At 63.2% G+C, this 20015-nt stretch carries 22 protein-coding genes; 15 read left to right on the forward strand and 7 right to left on the reverse strand.

The genetic code is table 11. The features are described from left to right. Positions 1-7 precede the first annotated feature (7 nt). Positions 8-955 (reverse strand): NAD-dependent epimerase/dehydratase family protein, encoded by a 948-nt coding sequence (locus Q8O80_RS02150; protein WP_305576435.1) that lies wholly within the window; start codon positions 953-955, stop codon positions 8-10. Between the two features lie 86 nt (positions 956-1041). Between Q8O80_RS02150 and Q8O80_RS02155 the strand changes: the two genes are divergently transcribed. The 5 genes from Q8O80_RS02155 to Q8O80_RS02175 all read left to right on the forward strand — a co-directional run bounded on the left by Q8O80_RS02155 (position 1042) and on the right by Q8O80_RS02175 (position 3332). Beyond that, on the forward strand, positions 1042-1932 hold the full coding sequence (locus tag Q8O80_RS02155) for a LysR family transcriptional regulator (protein WP_305576437.1): 891 nt from the start codon (positions 1042-1044) through the stop codon (positions 1930-1932). 19 nt (positions 1933-1951) lie between these two features. Then, positions 1952-2152, forward strand: coding sequence for a twin transmembrane helix small protein (locus Q8O80_RS02160; protein WP_305576439.1), 201 nt, complete (start codon positions 1952-1954; stop codon positions 2150-2152). A 5-nt stretch (positions 2153-2157) separates the two neighbouring features. Next, complete coding sequence (locus tag Q8O80_RS02165) at positions 2158-2751, forward strand: cob(I)yrinic acid a,c-diamide adenosyltransferase (RefSeq protein WP_305576441.1); 594 nt, start codon at positions 2158-2160, stop codon at positions 2749-2751. A gap of 151 nt (positions 2752-2902) precedes the next feature. Continuing rightward, positions 2903-3085 carry a putative motility protein gene (locus Q8O80_RS02170; RefSeq protein WP_305576443.1) on the forward strand — a complete coding sequence of 61 codons (183 nt, stop codon included), beginning with the start codon at positions 2903-2905 and terminating at the stop codon, positions 3083-3085. A 31-nt stretch (positions 3086-3116) separates the two neighbouring features. Further along, positions 3117-3332: a hypothetical protein gene (locus Q8O80_RS02175; protein ID WP_305576445.1), complete on the forward strand. Its 216-nt coding sequence runs from the start codon at positions 3117-3119 to the stop codon at positions 3330-3332. Here the strand turns inward: Q8O80_RS02175 and Q8O80_RS02180 are convergent. Then, a complete protein-coding gene (locus tag Q8O80_RS02180) occupies positions 3329-3997 on the reverse strand; it encodes a TlpA disulfide reductase family protein (protein WP_305576447.1) in 669 nt (222 codons plus the stop codon). The genes Q8O80_RS02175 and Q8O80_RS02180 overlap by 4 nt on opposite strands. A gap of 21 nt (positions 3998-4018) precedes the next feature. Here Q8O80_RS02180 and argH point away from each other — a divergent pair, with 21 nt between their 5' ends. From argH to lysA, 3 genes are all read left to right on the forward strand, one after another. Further along, positions 4019-5467: an argininosuccinate lyase gene (gene argH, locus Q8O80_RS02185; protein WP_305576449.1), complete on the forward strand. Its 1449-nt coding sequence runs from the start codon at positions 4019-4021 to the stop codon at positions 5465-5467. A 49-nt stretch (positions 5468-5516) separates the two neighbouring features. Next, a complete protein-coding gene (locus Q8O80_RS02190; RefSeq protein WP_305576451.1) occupies positions 5517-6236 on the forward strand; it encodes a gamma-glutamylcyclotransferase in 720 nt (239 codons plus the stop codon). 178 nt (positions 6237-6414) lie between these two features. Then, on the forward strand, positions 6415-7674 hold the full coding sequence (gene lysA / locus Q8O80_RS02195) for a diaminopimelate decarboxylase (protein ID WP_305576453.1): 1260 nt from the start codon (positions 6415-6417) through the stop codon (positions 7672-7674). Here the strand turns inward: lysA and Q8O80_RS02200 are convergent. Together Q8O80_RS02200 and Q8O80_RS02205 are read right to left on the reverse strand one after the other, a co-directional pair. After that, positions 7671-8081: a response regulator gene (locus tag Q8O80_RS02200; protein WP_305576455.1), complete on the reverse strand. Its 411-nt coding sequence runs from the start codon at positions 8079-8081 to the stop codon at positions 7671-7673. The genes lysA and Q8O80_RS02200 overlap by 4 nt on opposite strands. After that, entirely contained in the window at positions 8081-9025 is a 945-nt protein-coding gene (locus Q8O80_RS02205; protein WP_305576457.1) for a zinc-ribbon domain-containing protein, read from the reverse strand. The genes Q8O80_RS02200 and Q8O80_RS02205 overlap by 1 nt, the downstream gene beginning before the upstream one ends. 222 nt (positions 9026-9247) lie before the next feature. Here Q8O80_RS02205 and ftsE point away from each other — a divergent pair, with 222 nt between their 5' ends. The 4 genes from ftsE to Q8O80_RS02225 all read left to right on the forward strand — a co-directional run bounded on the left by ftsE (position 9248) and on the right by Q8O80_RS02225 (position 12208). Next, positions 9248-9910 carry a cell division ATP-binding protein FtsE gene (ftsE, locus tag Q8O80_RS02210; protein WP_305576459.1) on the forward strand — a complete coding sequence of 221 codons (663 nt, stop codon included), beginning with the start codon at positions 9248-9250 and terminating at the stop codon, positions 9908-9910. Then, entirely contained in the window at positions 9903-10832 is a 930-nt protein-coding gene (locus Q8O80_RS02215) for an ABC transporter permease (RefSeq protein ID WP_305576461.1), read from the forward strand. The genes ftsE and Q8O80_RS02215 overlap by 8 nt, the downstream gene beginning before the upstream one ends. Before the next feature lie 96 nt (positions 10833-10928). Beyond that, positions 10929-11735, forward strand: a complete 807-nt coding sequence (locus Q8O80_RS02220; protein ID WP_305576464.1) for a 1-acyl-sn-glycerol-3-phosphate acyltransferase — start codon at positions 10929-10931, stop codon at positions 11733-11735. A 131-nt stretch (positions 11736-11866) separates the two neighbouring features. Continuing rightward, on the forward strand, positions 11867-12208 hold the full coding sequence (locus Q8O80_RS02225; RefSeq protein WP_305576466.1) for a hypothetical protein: 342 nt from the start codon (positions 11867-11869) through the stop codon (positions 12206-12208). On the opposite strand, the gene Q8O80_RS02230 is transcribed toward Q8O80_RS02225, so the two are convergent. Beyond that, positions 12205-12759: a gamma-glutamylcyclotransferase gene (locus Q8O80_RS02230; protein ID WP_305576468.1), complete on the reverse strand. Its 555-nt coding sequence runs from the start codon at positions 12757-12759 to the stop codon at positions 12205-12207. The two genes, Q8O80_RS02225 and Q8O80_RS02230, sit on opposite strands and share 4 nt — an antisense overlap. A gap of 159 nt (positions 12760-12918) precedes the next feature. On the opposite strand from Q8O80_RS02230, the gene Q8O80_RS02235 reads away from it, so the two are divergent. Continuing rightward, positions 12919-13890, forward strand: coding sequence for a DUF2125 domain-containing protein (locus Q8O80_RS02235; protein ID WP_305576470.1), 972 nt, complete (start codon positions 12919-12921; stop codon positions 13888-13890). On the opposite strand, the gene Q8O80_RS02240 is transcribed toward Q8O80_RS02235, so the two are convergent. Together Q8O80_RS02240 and Q8O80_RS02245 are read right to left on the reverse strand one after the other, a co-directional pair. Beyond that, positions 13887-14858: a prephenate/arogenate dehydrogenase family protein gene (locus tag Q8O80_RS02240; RefSeq protein ID WP_305576472.1), complete on the reverse strand. Its 972-nt coding sequence runs from the start codon at positions 14856-14858 to the stop codon at positions 13887-13889. The two genes, Q8O80_RS02235 and Q8O80_RS02240, sit on opposite strands and share 4 nt — an antisense overlap. After that, the gene (locus Q8O80_RS02245; protein ID WP_305576474.1) at positions 14855-15949 is read right to left on the reverse strand and encodes a histidinol-phosphate transaminase; all 1095 of its coding nucleotides are present in this window, start codon (positions 15947-15949) and stop codon (positions 14855-14857) included. Before Q8O80_RS02245 ends, Q8O80_RS02240 begins: the two co-directional genes overlap by 4 nt. Positions 15950-16488: 539 nt before the next feature. Here Q8O80_RS02245 and Q8O80_RS02250 point away from each other — a divergent pair. Both Q8O80_RS02250 and Q8O80_RS02255 read left to right on the forward strand, forming a co-directional pair. Further along, on the forward strand, positions 16489-19494 hold the full coding sequence (locus tag Q8O80_RS02250; protein ID WP_305576476.1) for a helicase-related protein: 3006 nt from the start codon (positions 16489-16491) through the stop codon (positions 19492-19494). A 3-nt stretch (positions 19495-19497) separates the two neighbouring features. Further along, on the forward strand, positions 19498-19905 hold the full coding sequence (locus Q8O80_RS02255; RefSeq protein ID WP_305576478.1) for an RNA-binding S4 domain-containing protein: 408 nt from the start codon (positions 19498-19500) through the stop codon (positions 19903-19905). The last annotated feature ends 110 nt before the right edge of the window (positions 19906-20015 follow it).

Genomic DNA, 20015 nt, shown 5'->3' on the forward strand with positions numbered 1-20015 from the left:
CATGTCCTTACGCTGCTCTGCGAGTCTGGAGCCGTTCGCCCAGCGTGGCCGCCACGGCCGCGTCGAACGGGGTCGCAAAATCGGCGCCCAGCAGGGCGTCGAGCCGGCTGTCGACCAGCTCCATTGGATTGTTCCACAAATAGCGCATCTTGACGATCTCGCGCACGACACCATTGACCAATCCCATGGCGCGCAGGGCCAGCCACGGCATGGGCGCCACTTGGAGCGGCGCCCCCCATCCCTTGATCACGGCGTCCATCATTTGCCTGTTGGTGACAAAATGCCCGGCGAAGTGAAAATTCTCGAAGGCACCCAGCGTGTCGCGTTGCGCGCCGAGCACCGCGAAGGCGCGGCCCAGATCGGGCAGATAGGCCCAGGCATGCGCCAGGTCGAGATCCGCCAGATGCAGAACCCTGCCCTTGCCGATATCCATCAACATGGCCTGATCGAACCAGTCGCCGGTACTGTGGGGACCATAGAAGTCGCCGGCCCGCACGATGATGGTCTGGAACTTGCCCGCCCGTGACGCGGCAGCCAGCATCTCCTCCTGCCGCACCCTGATGGCGCCGCGCGGCGTCTGCGGCACCTGCGGTGTGTGCGGCGTCATGCGCCGGTCGCTGGCGGCGTAATTATACACATTGCCCGGAAACATCAGTGTTTTGCCGCTATTGCCCATAGCGGCAATCACCGTCGCCAGCTGCGCCTCGGCGCGGCCCTTGTCCCATTTGTCATAGGGCAGGTTCAGCGCGTTGACGACGATATCGGCCTGGGCGATGGCGGCGGTGACATCGTCCAGCCGGCCGGCATCACCCTTGACGAATTCCACCCCGGGGATCGGTTGTCGATTGGTGCGGCCAAAGCCGCGCACGGTAAATCCGGCAGCGTTGAACGCCACCGCCGCGTGATGGCCGATATGGCCATTGATACCCAGAACCGTAATATTGCCTTTACTCATGACCGCTCTCCATTGCTGGTGTCGGCAATTTGGCCTATTCATTTCCGTCATGAAATTAGCCACGATCGCAGAATAGGTATTCAATAATGAATAGGGAGCCAGACTGGGCATTGTGGCGCAGCTTTGCGGCAGTGGTGGCCAATGGCTCGCTGTCAGCTGCGGGCCGTGAGTTGGGCATCAGCCAGCCCACCGTGGGCCGCCACATTGAAACCCTCGAAGCCGATCTTGGCCTTGCCCTGTTCGAGCGCACGCTGAGCGGCCTCAAACCCAACAGCATCGCGCTGCGCCTGTACGAGCCGGTGTCAGAGGCCCAGTCGGCGCTGGCCGGGGCGGCCATCATGGCCGAAGGCGCCCAGGCCGAATGGGGGGGCACGGTCCGCCTCACCGCAAGTGCGGTGATTTCCAACTATGTATTGCCGCAATTGCTCGGACCGATTCGCGAGCGCTACCCCGGCATCGCTATCGAAACGGTGCCCTCTGATTCTGCCGAAAACCTGCTGCTGCGCGAGGCCGATATCGCCATCCGCATGTTTCGCCCGACGCAGCTGGAACTGATCTCCCGCCATCTCGGCGACCTGCCCCTGGTCGCAACCGCCCGGCAAAGCTACCTCGACCGGCGCGGTACGCCGCGTCAGGCCGCCGACCTCTACCACCACGATCTGATCGGGTTTGATCGCTCCGACGCCATCATTGCCCACGCCCGGACGCTCGGCCTGGTGCTGCGGCGCGACCAATTTGCCCTGCGCTCGGACGATCAGCCGCACCTGTGGGAGTTGATCAAGGCGGGGCTGGGTATAGGATTTGCACAGGCCCGGCTGGTGCATGATACGCCCGGCATGGTCGCCTTGCCCATCGATCTGTCCATTCCCCCGCTGCCGGTCTGGCTGACCACCCACAGGGAATTGTTCACCTCGCACCGAATTCGTGCCATCTATGATGCGCTGGCCGACGGGCTCGTTGCGTATATAGTTGGCTAGCCAGCTTCTGTAGGAAAACATGCAAATCGCCCTCAATATCGCCGTCGCGCTTGCCCTGATGTTCGTCGTGGTTGTCCTGGGCCTGGGCCTGTGGAACATGGTCAAAGGCGGTTCGGGCAATACCAGCCAGCGCCTGATGCGCCTGCGCGTGCTGGGTCAGGCCGTTGCCCTGGCACTGCTGCTGGGCGTCCTGTTTCTTTCCGGCGGCGGTAGGGGTTAACCAGCATGATCAAGATCAATCGCATCTATACTAGGCAGGGCGACAGTGGCAGCACCGGGCTGGTGCGGGGTCCCCGGCGCCCGAAATATGATCTGCGGGTGGAAGCCTATGGCACGGTTGAAGAGGCCAATGCCTGCGTCGGCGTGGCCCGCATTCATTCGGGTGCGCAACCCAAGATCGACAAACTCCTGAGCCGTATCCAGAACGATCTGTTCGATGTCGGATCCGATCTGGCGACCCCCGGCGCCGACGATACCGACACGGACCACCCCACGCTGCGCGTCCGCCCGATCCAGACCGAGGCGCTGGAAAAAATGATCGACCAGTACAATGAGTCGATCGCGCCACTGAACAGCTTCGTGCTGCCGGGTGGGACGCCGCTGGCGGCCGCCCTGCATGTGGCCCGCACCGTGACCCGGCGCGCCGAGCGCATCACCGTGGAGCTGGCGGCGAACGAACCCGATACCAATCCTGAAACCCTGCGTTACCTCAACCGGCTCTCGGATCTGCTGTTTGTGCTGTCGCGGGTTGCCAATGCCAATGGCACGGCCGATGTGCTGTGGGTGCCCGGCAGCAATAGCGATCTGAAAAAGGGCTGAGACTGTCCGGTGGCCGGCGGTCCCATGGCGTTAATCGCCGGTTAACGCCGCAGACTCGCGATCAGGAGCAATACCACCATTCATTGCAGGATTTGTTTACACCTGCCCGGTAGAATCAGCACCTGGACCATGATCGAAAAGGAGGTCCGCCATGAATACTGACCTCTCGACCCAGATGCTGTCCATGAACGCGGCCTCGCTGCAGAACAGCGTCCAGATCGCCGTGTTCAAGAAGCAGCACGACATGCAGAGTGATCTGCTCAATACCCTGATGCAGACCGCCCTGTCCGCGCCGCCGCCCGGCCAGGGCCTCAAGATCGACAAGCAGGCCTGACCTCGGCGCACCGTATCGGGAGCACCAGACCATGAGCAGTGATCTGTCCGTCAGCCCCATCGTCATGATCAATCGCATCGCCGCGCGCGAAGTGGCGTCCGACGACGTGCATCTGGCCAAGGTCGCCGAACTGCGCATGCGCCTTGCCACAGCCGAGAGCGCGCAGCAGGCCCGCGCCGCCTTGTTCGATCCCAGCCCTGCTCTACCGCCCGCGCTCACCGGCGCCGACGTCGACCGACTGGTCTAGCGCGCCGCCTGCAGCCCGATCAGGGCTTCAACCACCGCTTCGCCATCGGCTGTGTTCCACTCCGCTGGCCCCTGCAGCACGCCCAGCTCACAGCCATTTTCATCCAGCACCAGCGTCGCCGGCAGGCCGACCGCGACCGCCTGCTGCTTGAGGCGATCGAAAGCGGCAAAGGTGTTGTCGGCATAGAGCGGCAGGTTGGCGAATGTGTTGTCGGCGAGGAATTTCTCGGCCTTCACCAGGCCATTTTCCCCGATATCGAGATTGATCGGCAGCACCATGAAGCTGTCGGAATTATACTTGGTGGCCAGTGCGTCGAGCGCCGGCATCTCCTCGCGGCATGGCACGCACCAGCTGGCCCAGAAATTGACCAGCAGCGCCTTGCCCCTGAAATCGGCAATGGTCAGCGCGGTACCTGCGGCATCCTTGAACGCCAGGGTGGCATAACCGCGCCCTTCGCCAGTGCCATTGAGCGCGGCCAGTTCACCCACCGCCGCCGCATCAATGGCCGCGGCAGCGTCTGCCTGCACCGGACATTCCCGGGCCACCCCGGCATTGCCGAGCCACACCCACGCCGCTATAGCTACGGCCAATCCCGCCACCCCCAGCGTGACCAGCAGCCGAACCCGGCTGGAAGCTCCGGGGCGAGGCGCGTGCGTATCGGTCATAACAGGTCTCCGAGGTATTCGATGAGCAACAAAATGTGGGGCGGCCGGTTTGCTACCGGTCCCGACGCCATCATGGAGGAAATCAACGCCTCGATCGGTTTCGATCAGCGCCTGTTCCGCCAGGATATTGCCGGATCGATCGCCCATGCCACAATGCTCGCCGAGACGGGCATTCTGACGCAGGACGATCGCCAGACCATTATTGCCGGTCTAACCGAGGTGCTCGCCGAAATCGAGAGCGGCAGTTTCACGTTCTCGCGGGCGCTTGAAGACATTCACATGAATGTGGAAAGCCGGCTGCGCGAAAAGATCGGCGATGCGGCCGGCAGGCTGCACACCGCCCGCTCGCGCAACGATCAGGTGGCGACCGATTTCAAGCTCTATGTTCGCGACACCATTGATACGCTGGTGGCCCAGATCGCCGCCCTGCAACTGGCACTGGTGACCAGGGCCGAAGATGAAGCCGAGACCATCATGCCCGGCTTCACCCATTTGCAGAATGCCCAGCCGGTGACCTTCGGCCACCATTTGCTGGCCTATGTGGAAATGCTCGGCCGCGATGCCGGCCGCCTGCTCGACGCCCGCAAGCGGCTCAATGAAAGCCCGCTCGGTTCGGCCGCGCTGGCCGGCACGCCCTACCCCATCGATCGCTCCATGACCGCCGAAAAGCTCGGCTTTGACCGCCTCACCGCCAATTCGCTCGATGCCGTCTCGGACCGCGACTTCATCCTCGAAACCCTGGCAGCAGCATCCATTTGCGCCATGCATCTGTCGCGGTTCGCCGAGGAGATGGTGATCTGGAGTTCGGCCCAGTTCGGCTTCATCAAGCTGAGCGACAAATTCACCACCGGCTCCTCGATCATGCCGCAAAAGCGCAATCCGGACGCCGCCGAACTGGTACGCGCCAAGATCGGCCGCATTGTCGGCGCGCTGACCAGCCTGCTGATGGTGATGAAGGGGCTGCCGCTCGCCTATTCCAAGGACATGCAGGAAGACAAGGAAGTCGCCTTTGATGCCCTTGATGCCCTGTCGCTGTCGCTGGCGGCGATGACCGGCATGGTCGGCGACCTGACGGCCAATCGCGAGGCCATGCGCGCCTCGGCCACCGCCGGCTTCTCCACCGCCACCGACATTGCCGACTGGCTGGTGCGCGAACTCGATATTCCGTTCCGCGATGCCCACCACATTACCGGACAGATCGTCGCTCTGGCCGAGCAGAAGAATTGCGGGCTGGAAGGGCTGACCATCGAAGATTTCAAATCCATCGATCAGCGCATCGACAGCCGCATCCACAAGGTGCTGACCGTCGAGGCCTCGGTCGCCGCCCGCCAGAGCTATGGCGGCACCGCGCCCGCCAATGTGCTGACCCAGGCGGCGCGCTGGAAGAGCGAACTCACCGGCCAGCCGCATGAGCCCAGGCCACTGGCGCGCAAAAAGCATGGCGGCCATGGTGATGGCGGGGTTGCTTAGGCCGCGCCGCCACCTAGATTGATCTCTGCACGAATCTGGAAGTGAAGTGATGATCGGCAGACAGCGACAGATGCGCCTCACCCAGCGTCATGTCGACTATCTGCAGCCAGAGTGTGTCTCTGACCAGATGCCGCCACCGCCCGCAGGCATGCGCGCGGCAACGCCGGAGGACCATCAGGCCACGATTGCCGACCTGCTCGGTTCCCAGCGCCATGGCGACGAACTCTGGGTGTTCGCCTATGGTTCGCTGATCTGGAAACCGGCCTGCGACTTTGTCGAAATGCGCACTGCACTGGTGCATGGCTGGCACCGCGCCTTCTGCCTGGGCTGGAATACCCGCTTTCGCGGCTCGGACGAAAATCCGGGCCTGATGCTGGCACTTGATCGCGGCGGTGCCTGCAATGGCGTGCTCTATCGATTGCCGCCCGACCGCATTGACGACAGCATGACCCGCCTGCTCGAGCGCGAGATGGGTTGGCTGCCATCGGCCTTCCCTCCCCGCTGGGTCAATGCCCGAACCGGCGAGCGCACCATCCGCGCCCTGACCTTCTGCATTGATCGTCACTCCGGCCGCTATGTGACCGGACTGCCCCCCGAGCGGATCGCCGCGGTTCTGGCCACTGCGGTGGGCAATCGCGGCTCGATGGCCGAATATCTCTATGCTACCGTCCGTCACCTCGAAGAAGCCGGCATTCACGACCCCCATCTCTGGCATTTGCAGGCACTGGTGGCCGCCCAGATTGAAGCTGCTTATGAGCCGAACCGATAAGTCGTGCTTTCGTTTTGCGCCGCGCTGGACTAGAGCATGACCATCCTCCCTTGTCCCCTTGCGGGACAAGGTGGCGCGCAGCGCCGGATGAGGGGTCCGAGAGGGTGGACAGAACCCTTTACCCGCCCTTCGGGCACCCTCTCCCGCAAGGGAAGATGGAAGGCAGGAATCGACGCATATGGTCCACCATTTCGAACACCGTGACGGCACGCTTTATGCCGAGGACGTCAATCTGAACGATCTGGCAGACAAGGTCGGCACCCCGTTCTACGTCTATTCCAGCGCCACCTTGCGCCGGCACGTGCGGGTGGTGAAGGCCGCGTTTGAGGGCATCCCGACCCTGCTGGCCTATGCCATGAAGGCCAATTCCAATCAGGCTGTGCTCAAGCTGATGGCATCCGAAGGCGCTGGCGCCGACGTGGTGTCGCTGGGCGAACTCGAACGCGCCCTGGCCGCCGGCATTCCGCCCGAGATGATTGTATTCTCCGGCGTCGCCAAGACCATTACCGAGATGCGCCGCGGCCTGAGCGCCGGCATCAAGTGTTTCAACGTCGAGAGCGAGCCCGAACTGGAGCGCCTCTCCATGGTGGCTTCGGAAATGGGCATGACCGCCTCTGTCTCGGTGCGCATCAACCCCGATGTCGATGCCCGCACCCATGCCAAGATTTCTACCGGCATGGCCGACAGCAAGTTCGGCATTCCCTTGTCGCGCGCCCGCGAGGTCTATCGCCGCATTGCCGCACTGCCGGGCGTGGAGGCCGTAGGCGTTGACATGCATATCGGCAGCCAGCTGACCGATCTCGAACCCTTCGGCAATGCCTTTGGCTTGCTGGCTGAGCTGGTAAAGGCGTTACGGGCCGATGGCCACGATATTCGCCATGTCGATATCGGTGGCGGTCTCGGCATTCCCTATCACCACAACCAGGAAGCCCCGCCGCACCCGGAGGCCTATGCCGCCGTGGTGCGCGACAAGATCGGCCAGCTCGGCTGCACCCTGGTGATCGAGCCGGGCCGGCTGCTGGTGGGCAATGCCGGCATCATGGTAACCAAGGTGGAATACGTCAAACAGGGCAGCACCAGCTTCATCATCGTTGACGCGGCGATGAATGATCTGCTGCGCCCCACGCTGTATGAAGCCCATCACGACGTGGTGCCGGTGAACTATTCCAACCTGCCCCCGATCACCGCCGATATCGTCGGTCCGGTCTGCGAAACCGGCGATTATCTCGCCAAGGGCCGCACCATGGCCGGTGTGCAGGAGGGTGATCTGCTCTCCATCATGAGTGCGGGCGCCTATGGCGCGGTGATGGCCTCGACCTATAATTCCCGGCTGTTGATCCCTGAAGTGCTGGTTGACGGTGACAAATTTCATGTCATCCGCCCGCGCAAGTCGCTGGCGGAACTGATCGCGCTCGACAGCGTGCCCGACTGGGTCTAGGGCTCGCGCGCCTGCCGGGCCAGCGAAACCACCTCGACTGGCTTGCCGGCCAGCGCATCGTCGATCTTGGCGAGCAGCTCGGCCAGGGTGAACGGCTTGACAATCACATCATAGATCAGCGCATCGAGCCCATGGGCCCGTTCGCGCTGATCGGCAAAGCCGGTCATCAGCACAATGATGATGTCGGGATATTTGGCCGCCACATCGAGCGCCAGCGCAATGCCATCCATGATGGGCATCTTGATATCGCTGAGCAGCAGGTCGAACCGGCCGCCTTCGGCATCCACCGTTTCCGCGGCGAGGCCGCCATCTTCTTCGGCGACGACGTCATGGCCCTTCATGGTCAGGGCGCTGACCACAAAGGCACGAACCGAAGGATCGTCTTCGGCAACAAGAATGCGGGCCATCAACGATGCTCCGGATTGGCAGTTGGGAGGGCGGCGGCAGCGCCGGGATCAGATTGCCCGGCAGCACCGGGACGGGTGGATGCGCCGGCCGACCGGACGGTCTTGCCCGTGAGCCGCGCACCACCGGCAAAACTCAGCCGTACCCGCGACGCCTCGCCGGGCGGCAGGGTCAACTGGGTTTCAAAGGTCGAACGCTCGCCAATCATCAGATCGCGGACCGCTGGCCGCACACTCCACTGATAGATGCCCTGCCCGTTCGGGCCGATCAGGGTAACGACCACGGAAGGCACTGGCACCGGGACGGGTGACAGGCCGACGATCTGGGCGGAGACGATCAGCACTTCCTTGCCATTGCGCAGCGTCTGCATCGAGCTCACATTGGAAAAATCCAGACCAACGACATTGATCTGCAGCCCGACCGCCTCATAAATGCCGGCCATCGCCGGAAAGCGCTGCACCACCTGCACCCGGCCCCAATAGGCGTAGGCCAGGACCGCCACCAGCGCGACACCCCAGATGATCCGCAGCGCCAGGCGCAAGCGCTCCACCGGTTGCTCCTCGCTCACGCTTTCTTCGCGCGAAAAGGCCTTGCGCCGCTTGCGCACCACGGCCGGATCAAGCCTGCCGGCCGCCGACTGACCGCGCGACTGGTCGTCCTCGAGGTCGTCCTTCTTGGTCTTTTTGGGCTTGGTGGCTTTTTCTTTGCCGGGTTTGCCGGCCGCAGCCGTTGCCACTTTCTCCTCGGCGCTCAGGGCATCGTCCAGAGCATCTTCGGCAAGCGCCTGCTCGGCCTGGCGGATCGCGGGCGGCGGCTCGTCCGGCTCGATCGGCCCCTGATCCCAGGCCTGCTGACAATGCGCACACTGCACCTTGCGACCAGCCGAGCCGATGGCCTCGTAGGTCACCTGATACTTGGTCTGGCAATGTGGACAGGAGATGATCATGGAGCCAGACTATTGGTGCAGATGCGAAAATGACGTCGTTCAAATTACCCGCAGGGTGTTAAGACTCCTCAAACTTGCGACCAGCCGGGCGCCATCCACCACATTTGTGCCGCTTTATTGCGGCCAAGCACGGTGTGTGCGGTTTCGATACTGCGCCGCTGTTATGATGCGGCCCATGCCTGATTCGTCCCAACCACGCCGAGCAATGGGGAGCCCCCAATCTTGATCGAATTTTCCGATGTAGGATTGCGCTACGGCAATGGCCCCGAGGTGCTGCGCGATTTGACGTTTTCCGTCGAACCGGGCTCCTTCCATTTCCTGACCGGTCCGTCGGGCGCCGGCAAGACCAGCCTGCTGCGCCTGCTGCTGCTGGCTCTCAAGCCATCGCGCGGCCAAGTCACCATGTTTGATGAGGACGTCAGCAATCTCAACCAGGACCGGCTGCTGCAAATGCGCCGCCATATCGGCATTGTGTTCCAGGAATTTCGCCTGCTCGACCATCTGACCACCTTCGAGAATGTGGCGCTGCCGCTGCGTGTACTGGGTCAACCCGAGAGCGAGTACCGCCCCAATGTCACCGAATTGCTCGAATGGGTGGGGCTGGGCGAACGCATGAATGCACCGCCATCCCTGCTATCTGGCGGCGAGAAACAGCGCGCTGCCATTGCCCGCGCCGTCATCGCCCGCCCCAAAGTGCTGCTGGCCGACGAACCGACCGGCAATGTTGACCCCGATCTGTCCAGCCGGCTGGTGCACCTGTTTGCCGAACTCAACCGCACGCTGGGCATGACCATCATTCTGGCGACCCACGAACTGCCGCTGCTCGACAAGTTCAACTATCCGCGCATGCTGCTGAGCAAAGGGGAACTGACGATCCATGATTGAGCGCGTTCTCGCCCTGTTGCCGCGCCATGGCGGCGCTGCCCCCATCGTTCCCGAAAAGAGCGTCGCGGGGCGGACCCTGTTGCTGCTGATTACCATTATGGGCTTTCTGTCGGCGGTGACGCTGGGCGGGGTGGTGCTGGTGCAGAAATCGGCCATTGCCTGGTCATCCGATGTCGGGCGCGAGGTGACCATTCAGATCCGCCCCGTGGCTGGCGAGGTGATGGAATCCAATCTGCGCACGGCGGTTTCCCTGGCCGAAACCACCGCCGGGGTTGCCTCGGCTCGCGCCCTGACCCTGCAGGAAAGCGAGAAACTGCTGGAGCCATGGCTCGGGGCCGGGCTTGACCTGACGGCCATCGAAATTCCCCGCCTGGTGGTGGTGCAACTCTCAGACCCCCAAGATGCCGACCTTGCCGGGCTGGAGCGCAATCTGGCAGCCGTCAAGGGCGCCAGTCTCGACACCCATGCTGCCTGGCGCCAGCAACTCAACACCATGGCCGGCACCATCGTGCTCTCGGGCCTGCTGGTGCTGCTGCTGATCGGCGCCGCAACCGTGCTGGCCATTATCTTCGCCACCCGGGGCGCCATGGCCACCAACCGGGAGATCGTCGATGTGCTGCACTATATCGGCGCCTCCAACAGGTTCATTGCCGGCGAGTTTCAGGGCCGGTTTCTGTCAATCGGTCTGCAAGGTGGACTGCTGGGCGCTGTTGCCGCCTTGCTGTTTTTCGTCCTGATCGGCATGGCGGCTGGCAATATGCTGTCGAGCGAGGCCGGGGCCCAGGTTGGCGTGCTGTTCGGACGTTTTGCCTTGGGCTTTGACGGCTTGCTCAGTATTGCCGCGGTGATCCCGGTGATCGCGGCGTTGACCGCCATCACCTCGCGCCACACCGTGCGGCGCTATCTGGTGCAGACCTCCTGAACTGCGCGTTTAGCGCCCGCCGCCGGGCCGTCCGGCCTCGCCAAAACCGTTGCCGCCCGCTATGACGCTGGCAGCAGCCCCAGGGAGAAATTGAGCATGGTCATTCAGGCAATTCGCACCGCGGTATTTTATGCGCTGTTTATCGGCCAGACCATCGTGATCGCCCTCGTGCTCGGCACCATCGCCCTGATTTCCGGCCGGACCCGGGCAAGCTGGGCCATTGCCGTGTACTGGGGCACCTCCACGCTGCGCATTCTGCGCTGGCTGACCGGCGTCAGGACCAAGGTCAGCGGCCAGGAAAACATCCCCGAGGGCGGCTGCATCATTGCCGCCAAACACCAGAGCGACTGGGATGTGTTTTCGATTTTCCCCCATACCGGCCGGCCGGCCTACATCATCAAGGCCGAGTTGATGCGCATTCCCTTCTTCGGCTGGGCGGCGCGTTCGCTCGACTGCATCGAGGTGGACCGCAAGAAGGGCGCCAAGGCGATCCCCGCCATGATGGCCCAGGCTCATGCCGCCATCGCGCGCGGCTGCCGCATCGTCATCTTCCCCGAAGGCACGCGCCGCGCGCCCCTGGCACCGCCCGATTACCGGCAGGGAATTGTGCGTCTATATATGGAACTGAACGTACCGGTGGTGCCGGTGGCGCTCAATTCCGGCCTGTTCTGGGGGCGCAACAGCCCGATCATCTGGCCCGGCACCGCCGAAGCCAAATTTCTGCCGCCCATTGAGGCTGGACTGTCCGCTGACGTTTTCGTCGAGCGACTCAAAAAAGCCATCGAAACCGAATCCAATGCCCTGGCCCTCAAAGCCGAGGCCCAAGGCTTGTCGCGCCCGATTGGCCCCGAATTGCGGGCCCGGTTCGATGCGCTCAAGCAGCAATCGTCCGGAACGCCCTGATCCACTACATATTGACGAAACAACCGAACGGCACCATACATATAGTTACCAAGCCACGGACGGCTTGACATCCACTGCATTTTGTTCTATTTTTGTTCCAATGCAAAGCATCGCTATCGGGATGGCGTCATATGATCGGAAATTGCCGCACAGTCGTGACCCATAATTTCATCCGGCACAGCCACTGGCAGGGCCGCTCCGGTCGTGACTATGACCTTGCCATCGAAAATTTCGAACATTTCTCCATGGACGATACCGCGCTCTACCTGATCGCCAAGGGCAGCCACGTGCTCTGGGTCGGATCAACCAGCGAACTGGTCGGTGATCACCTCAGCCGCTCACGCTTCCGTCTGGCGCTCGATTGCGCCGACCGCGTGTATCGCTTGCTGACACCGGGCGCTGCTGGCGAGCGGCTCTCGACCATCTGGGATCTGGAAGGCGCGCACCCCCTGGCGGGCGCGCAGGCGGCCTAAGCGGCCGTTGACGCCTCTTCGCGCAGCAGGTCGGCCAGTGTCTGCAACTGCCGATCAGTGATACCCAGCAACTGCAGGTGGCTGGCGGTATTGAGCACATAGTCAATATTGCGCCCCGACAGGCCGACCCCGGCGCGGACCATGGCCAATTGCTGCTCCAGTGTCAGCTTGCCGGCAAATTGTTCGTGTCGCTCATCAACCACGAAGGTCAGCGCCCGGATCGCCCGGCCATCGGCCAGACGCACCGGTCGGGTCACATCCCGATAGACTTTGGTCACCTGTTCGCGCTGCTCGAGATAAGCCCGCACCGCGCCCCAGTCACTGCTTGCCACCTCAAAGGCCATGCCGCGGCACGAGCCGCCGCGCGCCAGTCCGAACACCAGACCCGGCCGCTCCAGTGTGCCGCGATGATGGTGCGAGACAATCGACAGGCTGCGATGGGCACCGCGCAACAGGCCCTGCTGGGCGCCGATATGGGCAAACCCGGGATTCCAGATCAGCGACCCGTAGCCGAACACCCAATATGTGCTGTCGTTACTCTGTTCTGCCATTGCCATACCCTGACCAGAAATCTAGGCAATCCTGCCCGCCGAAACAATTGCCATCCTGCCATAGCGGCCCTGCACTGCCGGCGCGACCCGGTTTGAACCAACACCGCGACGGCCCGCGCCAATAGCGCTTTGTCGCAGCCAACGCTAAGAATGCCAGCCATGAAGAAACGAATCATTATTCTGGGCAGTTTTGTGCTGGCCGTCCTCGCCCTGTGGAGCCTGGCCTGGTTCGTACTGGCCGGGCTGGTCAAGCAGCAGATCACCGCTCAGGCGCAAGCCGACGGCACTACCGCGCCCCAGATCAGCTGCGGCACGCTGACCGTCGGCGGCTTCCCGTTCCGCTTTGACGTCGATTGCGACCAGGCGCGTCTGGTCAGCGGTGATTCGATCGTCGCCCTGCGCGGCCTGCGCGCCAGTGTGCGCATCTATGCGCCCACCCATGTGCTGGCCTCGGCGCTGGGCCCACTCCAGCTCACCGACACGTTCACCGGCTCGCGCAATCAGCTGAGTTGGTCAGGGCTGGAAGCCAGCCTGCGTCTTGCCGATTGGCGGATCGCCCGCGCCTCGGTATCGGCCAGGGATATCATCTGGTCCGACACGCTGGTGGGTGAAAGCCTGATCGCCCAGGCTCCCCTGGCCGAACTGCATTTGTTCGATATCCCCGAACAGCACGACGCTGCACGCCGCACCACCGCACTGGCCGGCTATCTGCTGGCCAGCGATCTGGCCTATCCCGGCCTGACCCTGAGCGACACCAATGCCGAACTGCAGGTGGAACTCTCCGGCCTACCCGACGATGTGCGCAATTGGGGTGAGCCCGATCTCTTGCCCAGACTGCAGGCGGCCGATGGCCAGCTCAGGCTGGTGGCGATCCGCGGCACCGATGCCAGCGCGACACTGGACGCCAGCGGCGCCCTGATGCTCGACCCGCAGGGGCAGCTCGATGGCCAGATCAGCATCAGCTCGACCGGCGTGGCCGAACGCATAGGGCCGCTGCTGGAAGAGCCCTGGCGCACTCTGGTGCTCGGCACGCCCGCCACCGACGGCAGTTATGCCAACCAGCTCAACTTCCGCGCCGGTGGGGTGTTTTCAGGACTGGTGCCGATCGCCGCCATCGGTCCGCTCTATTAGGCGTCGTCGCCGCCACCATGTTCGCGGATAAATGGCACGTCCGGGATCGGCGGCGATTCGTGCGGCCGGCCGAAATCGGGCGCGGCGGTTTCCTGCCCGGCCGAAATGATCGAGCGGCGAATTTCCCGGGTCCGGGTAAACATCGCCTCCAGCGCTGGGCCGTCACCGGTACGCACGGCGCGCTGCAACACCGACAAATCCTCGGAGAACCGGCCCAGCATTTCCAGCACCGCCTCGCGATTGGTCAGGAACACGTCGCGCCACATCACCGGATCTGACGCTGCGATGCGGGTAAAATCGCGGAAACCTGACGCAGAGAACTTGATCACCTCCGACTGGGTCGCCGCTTCCAGATCCGCCACCGTGCCCACGATATTGTAGGCCACCAGATGGGGAATGTGACTGGTGATGGCCAGCACCATGTCATGGTGGTCGGCCTCCATGATTTCGACCTGGCTGCCCATGGCCCGCCAGAAGGCGCTCAACTTCGCGGTCAGGGCGGGATCGACCTCGGGACCCGGCGTCAACACGCACCAGCGCCCGGCAAACAATTCGGCAAAGCCCGCCGACGGCCCCGAATGCTCGGTGCCGGCAATCGGGTGGCCTGGAATCAGACTTACCCCGGCCGGAATATGCGGCGCCAGCGCCTTGACCACATGACCTTTGACCGAGCCCACATCGGAGACAATGGCGCCCGGCTGCAGCGCCGGCGCAATTGCCTTGATGACGCTCTCATAGGCCCCAACCGGCGTACACAAGATCACCAGATCGGCGCCCCGTACCGCTTCGGCGGCATCAAGGGTATAGATATCGCCCAGCCCCAGTTCGCGCGCCTCGTCCAGCGTGCCCTGCTGGCGCGTGGCAATGGCAATCACCTCGACCAGGCCCTGTCGCCGCGCGGCCAGGGCAATTGAGGAACCGATCAGGCCAATGCCGATCAGAGCGAGCTTGCGAAACTGTGCACTCATGCGATTTGAACCAATGCCTTGAGGATGCCAACGACGCCGCGCATCGCCTGTTCGGAGCCGATGGAAATGCGCAGGCCGTGCGGGATGCCATAGGAATTGCCGATTTCACGGACCACCAGCCCCCGCTCCATCAGCGTGTCGAAGGCCAGTTGGGCATGTTCGGAATCGGGGAACAGCACCATGACGAAATTGCCCTGGCTGGGCACGACATGCATGTGGTTGGAATCCAGCTCCTGGGTGATCCAGTCCCGCCACTGCGCATTGTGCGCCTTGAGGCGGGCGGTGAATTCCGTGTCGCGCACCGCTGCCGCCCCTGCCAACTGCCCGGGCAGATTGACATTGAACGGTCCGCGAATGCGGTTGATGGCATCAATCACTGCGGCGGGTCCCACCATCCAGCCAACCCGGGCCGCCGCCAGACCCATTTTCGACAGCGTCCGCACCATCACCACATTGCTGGCCTGGGTCGCAAGATCGAGGCCCACCGAATAGTCGGCAGCCGTAACATATTCCGCATAGGCGCTATCGATCACCAGCAGAATATCCGGGCGCAGGCCGGCATGCAGCCGCCGCACTTCGGCATCGCTGAGATAGGTGCCGGTGGGATTGTTCGGATTGGCCAGCCAGACAATTTTGGTTTTGGGCGTCACCGCCGCCAGCAACAGATCGACATCGGCCGTGTAGTCGGTCTCCTCGACCATGACGATCGACGCACCGGCCGCCTTGGTGATGATCGGATACACCGAAAAACCATAGCGGTTCATCACCGCCTCATCGCCTTCGCCCAGATAGCACTGCGCGAGCAGGTGCAGCAGGTCACCAGAACCATTGCCGCACACGATCCGCTCGGCGGCCACGCCATGTACGTCGGACAGCGCCGTCCGCAGCAGGTTCGATGAGCCTTCGGGATAGATTTCCAGATGCTCAGACGCCGCGCGAAAGGCGGCGACTGCCTTGGGGCTGGCCCCCAGCGGGCTTTCATTGGCCGAAAGCTTGACGGCATGGCTGCCCGCCGCGCCGGCCTTGCCGGGCACATAGGCCGCAATATCGAGAATACCAGGCTGCGGAAGGGGGCGAATATCGTCTGCCATGATGCCAGTTCTGGGTGGAAAAACCGCGCGGACCATAGTCAAACTGCTCGGTCTTGGCAAAGCGCTTCTCACGTTCGGGCCGTGCCCGCCTCCAATTGCCATCGCCTTGCGTTCTGTCCTGGAACAGGACGGTCAATCGGCTTATCGTGAATTTGTCCGGCGCCAAGCCAGCCGGGCCGGGCTGCCAGGCAAGAACGGGCCAGAAAAATCGCTGCCGCAGCGATTAACGCTTTGCTAACAAAACGACGCCAAAGCCACACAATTCATCCCCTGTTAGGCAAGCTGAAGCGGCCCGAGCCGTTCTGGCCAACGAGGACACCGCACCCGACAGCTCTTGTGGCTATCGCCGCCAGCTACCCACCACCCCTAGCGGTGAACAAAACAGGATTTTGTGATTCGCACCGATTCGGTGCCGTTTCGTTCGCGCCTTGTTCCATCCCTTAAGCCCGATGACAAAAACGTCGCACTGGCTGTCCTTTGTTGGCACAGCCCATCGTGCCACTCGCAACTGTCGCACGGACCACCTACATTGGCTCGAAATGAGTTTCCCGCCCGCCCAGTCGGTCAAGGCAATCCTTGGCCCCACCAATACCGGCAAGACCTATTTTGCCATTGAACGCATGCTGGCCCATCCCACCGGGATGATCGGCCTGCCTTTGCGTTTGCTGGCCCGCGAAGTCTATCAGCGCTGCGTCGAGCGGGTGGGCGAACAGGCTGTCGCGCTGATCACCGGCGAGGAACGCATCGTCCCCGCCAAGCCGCGCTACTGGGTCTGTACCGTGGAGGCCATGCCCACCGATATTCGCGTCGATTGCCTGGCCATCGACGAAATCCAGACCGCGACCGACTTTGATCGTGGCCATGTGTTTACCGACCGCATCCTGCATGCGCGCGGCAGGCACGAAACCCTGCTGCTGGGTGCCGCCACCATGGCGCCGCTGATCCGCAGGCTGTTGCCCGATGCCGAGATCATCGACCGGCCGCGCTTCAGCCAGCTCACCTATTCGGGCTCCCGCAAGATTTCGCGCCAGCCGGCCCGTTCGGCCATTGTCGCCTTTTCGAGCCGTCAGGTTTACGCCATTGCCGAACTGATCCGCCGCGAACGCGGTGGCGCGGCCGTGGTGATGGGGGCGCTCAGCCCGCGCACGCGCAATGCCCAGGTCGAGCTCTATCAGAATGGCGATGTCGATTTTCTCGTCGCCACCGATGCCATCGGCATGGGGCTCAATCTCGATATCCACCATGTCGCCTTCGCCGACGACAGCAAGTTTGATGGCCGCACCAGCCGTCCACTGACCCCCGCCGAACTTGGTCAGATCGCCGGCCGGGCCGGTCGCCACGCCCGCAATGGCACCTTTGGCGTTACCGCCGGCACCGAAGGATTCGACGAAGAAATGGTCGTGGCGCTCGAATCGCACGACTTTGCGCCCATCAAAGTGCTGCAATGGCGCAACAATCGGCTGGATTATTCATCCATCCCGGCCCTGCTCAACAGTCTCGAAGCCACTGCCCAGGACCGCAATCTGACCCGCGTTCCCATTGCCACCGATCAGCGCGCCCTCGAATTCGTCGCCCGCAATGAGGCCGGCAAACTGGCGCGTGGCCTCGATGGCGCCCGTTTGCTCTGGGAATGTTGCCAAATCCCTGACTATCAGGGCATTTCACCGGCCAATCACGGCGAAATCGTCACCCGTATTTACTCCGACTTAGTCAAGCATGCGAAGGTTGACGCGGATTGGATTGCCGAGCAGGTCCGCTTTTGCGACAATGCGAGCGGCGACATCGACACCTTGAGCAACCGGATCAAGCAGATTCGCACATGGACCTTCGTCGCCAACCGCAAAAACTGGCTTGCAGACCCTTCACATTGGCGCGAAAAGACCCGAGACATTGAGGACCGACTGAGTGACGCGCTGCACGAGCGACTAACTCAACGCTTCGTCGACCGGCGCACCAGCGTGTTGCTTCGTCACCTGAAAGACAAACGTATGGCATCTCCCGAGATCAATGAGCGCGGCGAAGTACGGCTGGAAGGCCATCTCATCGGCACGCTCGAAGGCTTCCGCTTCACCCTGGCCCGCAACGATGGCGACGCCGACATCAAGAATCTGCGGTCCGCCGCCGATCAGGTTGTGGCGCCCGAAATCCACCACCGGGCCGATCGCCTGGCTGGCGCGCCCAATGAAGAACTTGTGCTGGCCACCGATGGTCGCATGCGCTGGAAAGGCGATATCGTCGCCGAACTGGTCGAGGGCGATACGCTGTATCGGCCGCGCCTGCTGATTCTGGCCGATGAGACGCTGACCGGAACCGATCTTGAACGGGTGCAGCATCGCCTGAACCTGTGGCTGCGCCACCACGTCAACACCATTCTCGAATCCGTCATGGCGCTCGAAGCGCCGGCAGATCTTGACGGTACCGCGCGCGGCATTGCCTTTCAGCTGTTCGAGCATCTCGGGCTGATCCCGCGCAGCCAGGTCGCCGATGAGGTAAAGAACCTCGACCAGGACGTCCGCGGCAAGATGCGCAAGCTAGGCATCAAGTTTGGCGCCTATCACATCTACCTGCCGCTTTCGCTCAAGCCCGCCCCGCGCGAACTGGCGCTGATTCTGTTCGCGCTGAAGAATGGCGGCATTCGCCAGCCCGGCGTCACCGATATTCCCCATATCGTGCTGTCGGGTCGCACCAGCTTTCTCGTTGATCCCGAAGTCGACACCCGGCTTTACGAGATCGCCGGCTTCAAGGTCGCTGGCAAGCGCGCCGTGCGGGTCGACATTCTCGAACGCCTGGCCGACATCATCCGCCCCTTGATCGCCCTCGATCCAACCCGCCACCAGGGCGAAGTGCCCGCCGGGGCGGCCGAAGGCAATGGCTTCCGCGTCACCGTGGAAATGACCTCGCTGCTGGGCTGCTCGGGCGAAGACTTTGCCTCGATCCTCAATTCGCTTGGCTATCGCGTCAAACGCACGCCAAAAATCGCCGCGCCCGTCACGCCGGCCGAAGCCAGTGCCGAAGCGCCCGCGCTCGAGGAAACCCTGGCCGAAAACCCCGTCACCACCGACGCTGCTGAGGAAGCGCCAACCACAGCGCTGGCGGACGAGGCGACGCCGGCCCAGGACGCAGCCATTCCGGCCACCACCATTGTCGAGGCTGCGCCAGAGACCGAGGCACTGGCTGGCGAAACCGCCCCGACCCCACCGGCCGAACCCGAGTTCGACGAAATCTGGTCGCCCAGCGGCAAGCGTCCCGAGGCCAAGCGGCATGAAAGCCGCCGCCGGCCCGAGGGCGAGCCGCGGCAGCGCCCCAACCGTTCGCAGGCCCCGCGCCGCCCTGAAGGGGAAGTGCAGGATCTGACCAAGGCGCAGCACCTCAATCCCAAGGCCAGGCCGGAAGGCCGGCCGCGCAATGAGAATCGCCGGCCGGACAGCCAGAAGGGCGAACGCGCCAAGTTCCAGCAGCCGCGTGAAGAAAAGCGCGACAAGGTCTTTGATCCCGATAGCCCCTTCGCCAAGCTTGCTGCCCTGCGCGACAGCAAGGTGAACTAGCACTTGCCGGGGCCTGTCGAGCCCGCCGCCCGCAAGGAGCGGCTCGACAGGTTCCTGTTCTTTGCGCGCGCCATAAAGTCGCGCACCCTGGCGCAGAAATTCATCGAATCCGGTGCCGTTCGGGTCAATTCCGAGCGCACCGATCGCAGCGATTTCAAAATCGGTGCCGGCGATGTGCTGACCATGGCGCTGCACAATCGCATTGTGGTCTGGCGCATCGTCGCCCCGGGCAGCCGTCGCGGCCCCGCCACCGAAGCGCAGGGGCTGTATGAGGATCTGTCGCCGCCCGCCCTGCCCAAGGCCGAACAATCGCCCTATGAGGCTGCCATCGCCCCGCGCGATGCGGGCACCGGCCGTCCCACCAAAAAGCAGCGACGCGACACGGACCGCCTGCAGGACGGGTCCGACTGAGCTGTGGCAAATGGTTCCGCGGATGGACGGATTCGCGCCAAACCCTGCCTCCGGCTGACCTTGCAGCCCACCTGAAAAGAGTTTAGCACCGGACTGTTGAGATCACTCCG

Source organism: Devosia sp. (assembly GCF_030689745.1).
GTDB lineage: Bacteria > Pseudomonadota > Alphaproteobacteria > Rhizobiales > Devosiaceae > Devosia > Devosia alba.

Excerpts from the sequence above, each read along its gene's own strand:
- Q8O80_RS02150 (WP_305576435.1), bottom strand. The coding sequence starts at position 955 with ATGAGTAAAGGCAATATTACGGTTCTGGGTATCAATGGCCATATCGGC.
- Q8O80_RS02155 (WP_305576437.1), top strand. The coding sequence starts at position 1,042 with ATGAATAGGGAGCCAGACTGGGCATTGTGGCGCAGCTTTGCGGCAGTG.
- Q8O80_RS02160 (WP_305576439.1), top strand. The coding sequence starts at position 1,952 with ATGCAAATCGCCCTCAATATCGCCGTCGCGCTTGCCCTGATGTTCGTC.
- Q8O80_RS02165 (WP_305576441.1), top strand. The coding sequence starts at position 2,158 with ATGATCAAGATCAATCGCATCTATACTAGGCAGGGCGACAGTGGCAGC.
- Q8O80_RS02170 (WP_305576443.1), top strand. The coding sequence starts at position 2,903 with ATGAATACTGACCTCTCGACCCAGATGCTGTCCATGAACGCGGCCTCG.
- Q8O80_RS02175 (WP_305576445.1), top strand. The coding sequence starts at position 3,117 with ATGAGCAGTGATCTGTCCGTCAGCCCCATCGTCATGATCAATCGCATC.
- Q8O80_RS02180 (WP_305576447.1), bottom strand. The coding sequence starts at position 3,997 with ATGACCGATACGCACGCGCCTCGCCCCGGAGCTTCCAGCCGGGTTCGG.
- argH (WP_305576449.1), top strand. The coding sequence starts at position 4,019 with ATGAGCAACAAAATGTGGGGCGGCCGGTTTGCTACCGGTCCCGACGCC.
- Q8O80_RS02190 (WP_305576451.1), top strand. The coding sequence starts at position 5,517 with ATGATCGGCAGACAGCGACAGATGCGCCTCACCCAGCGTCATGTCGAC.
- lysA (WP_305576453.1), top strand. The coding sequence starts at position 6,415 with ATGGTCCACCATTTCGAACACCGTGACGGCACGCTTTATGCCGAGGAC.
- Q8O80_RS02200 (WP_305576455.1), bottom strand. The coding sequence starts at position 8,081 with ATGGCCCGCATTCTTGTTGCCGAAGACGATCCTTCGGTTCGTGCCTTT.
- Q8O80_RS02205 (WP_305576457.1), bottom strand. The coding sequence starts at position 9,025 with ATGATCATCTCCTGTCCACATTGCCAGACCAAGTATCAGGTGACCTAC.
- Q8O80_RS02215 (WP_305576461.1), top strand. The coding sequence starts at position 9,903 with ATGATTGAGCGCGTTCTCGCCCTGTTGCCGCGCCATGGCGGCGCTGCC.
- Q8O80_RS02220 (WP_305576464.1), top strand. The coding sequence starts at position 10,929 with ATGGTCATTCAGGCAATTCGCACCGCGGTATTTTATGCGCTGTTTATC.
- Q8O80_RS02225 (WP_305576466.1), top strand. The coding sequence starts at position 11,867 with ATGATCGGAAATTGCCGCACAGTCGTGACCCATAATTTCATCCGGCAC.
- Q8O80_RS02230 (WP_305576468.1), bottom strand. The coding sequence starts at position 12,759 with ATGGCAGAACAGAGTAACGACAGCACATATTGGGTGTTCGGCTACGGG.
- Q8O80_RS02235 (WP_305576470.1), top strand. The coding sequence starts at position 12,919 with ATGAAGAAACGAATCATTATTCTGGGCAGTTTTGTGCTGGCCGTCCTC.
- Q8O80_RS02240 (WP_305576472.1), bottom strand. The coding sequence starts at position 14,858 with ATGAGTGCACAGTTTCGCAAGCTCGCTCTGATCGGCATTGGCCTGATC.
- Q8O80_RS02245 (WP_305576474.1), bottom strand. The coding sequence starts at position 15,949 with ATGGCAGACGATATTCGCCCCCTTCCGCAGCCTGGTATTCTCGATATT.
- Q8O80_RS02250 (WP_305576476.1), top strand. The coding sequence starts at position 16,489 with ATGAGTTTCCCGCCCGCCCAGTCGGTCAAGGCAATCCTTGGCCCCACC.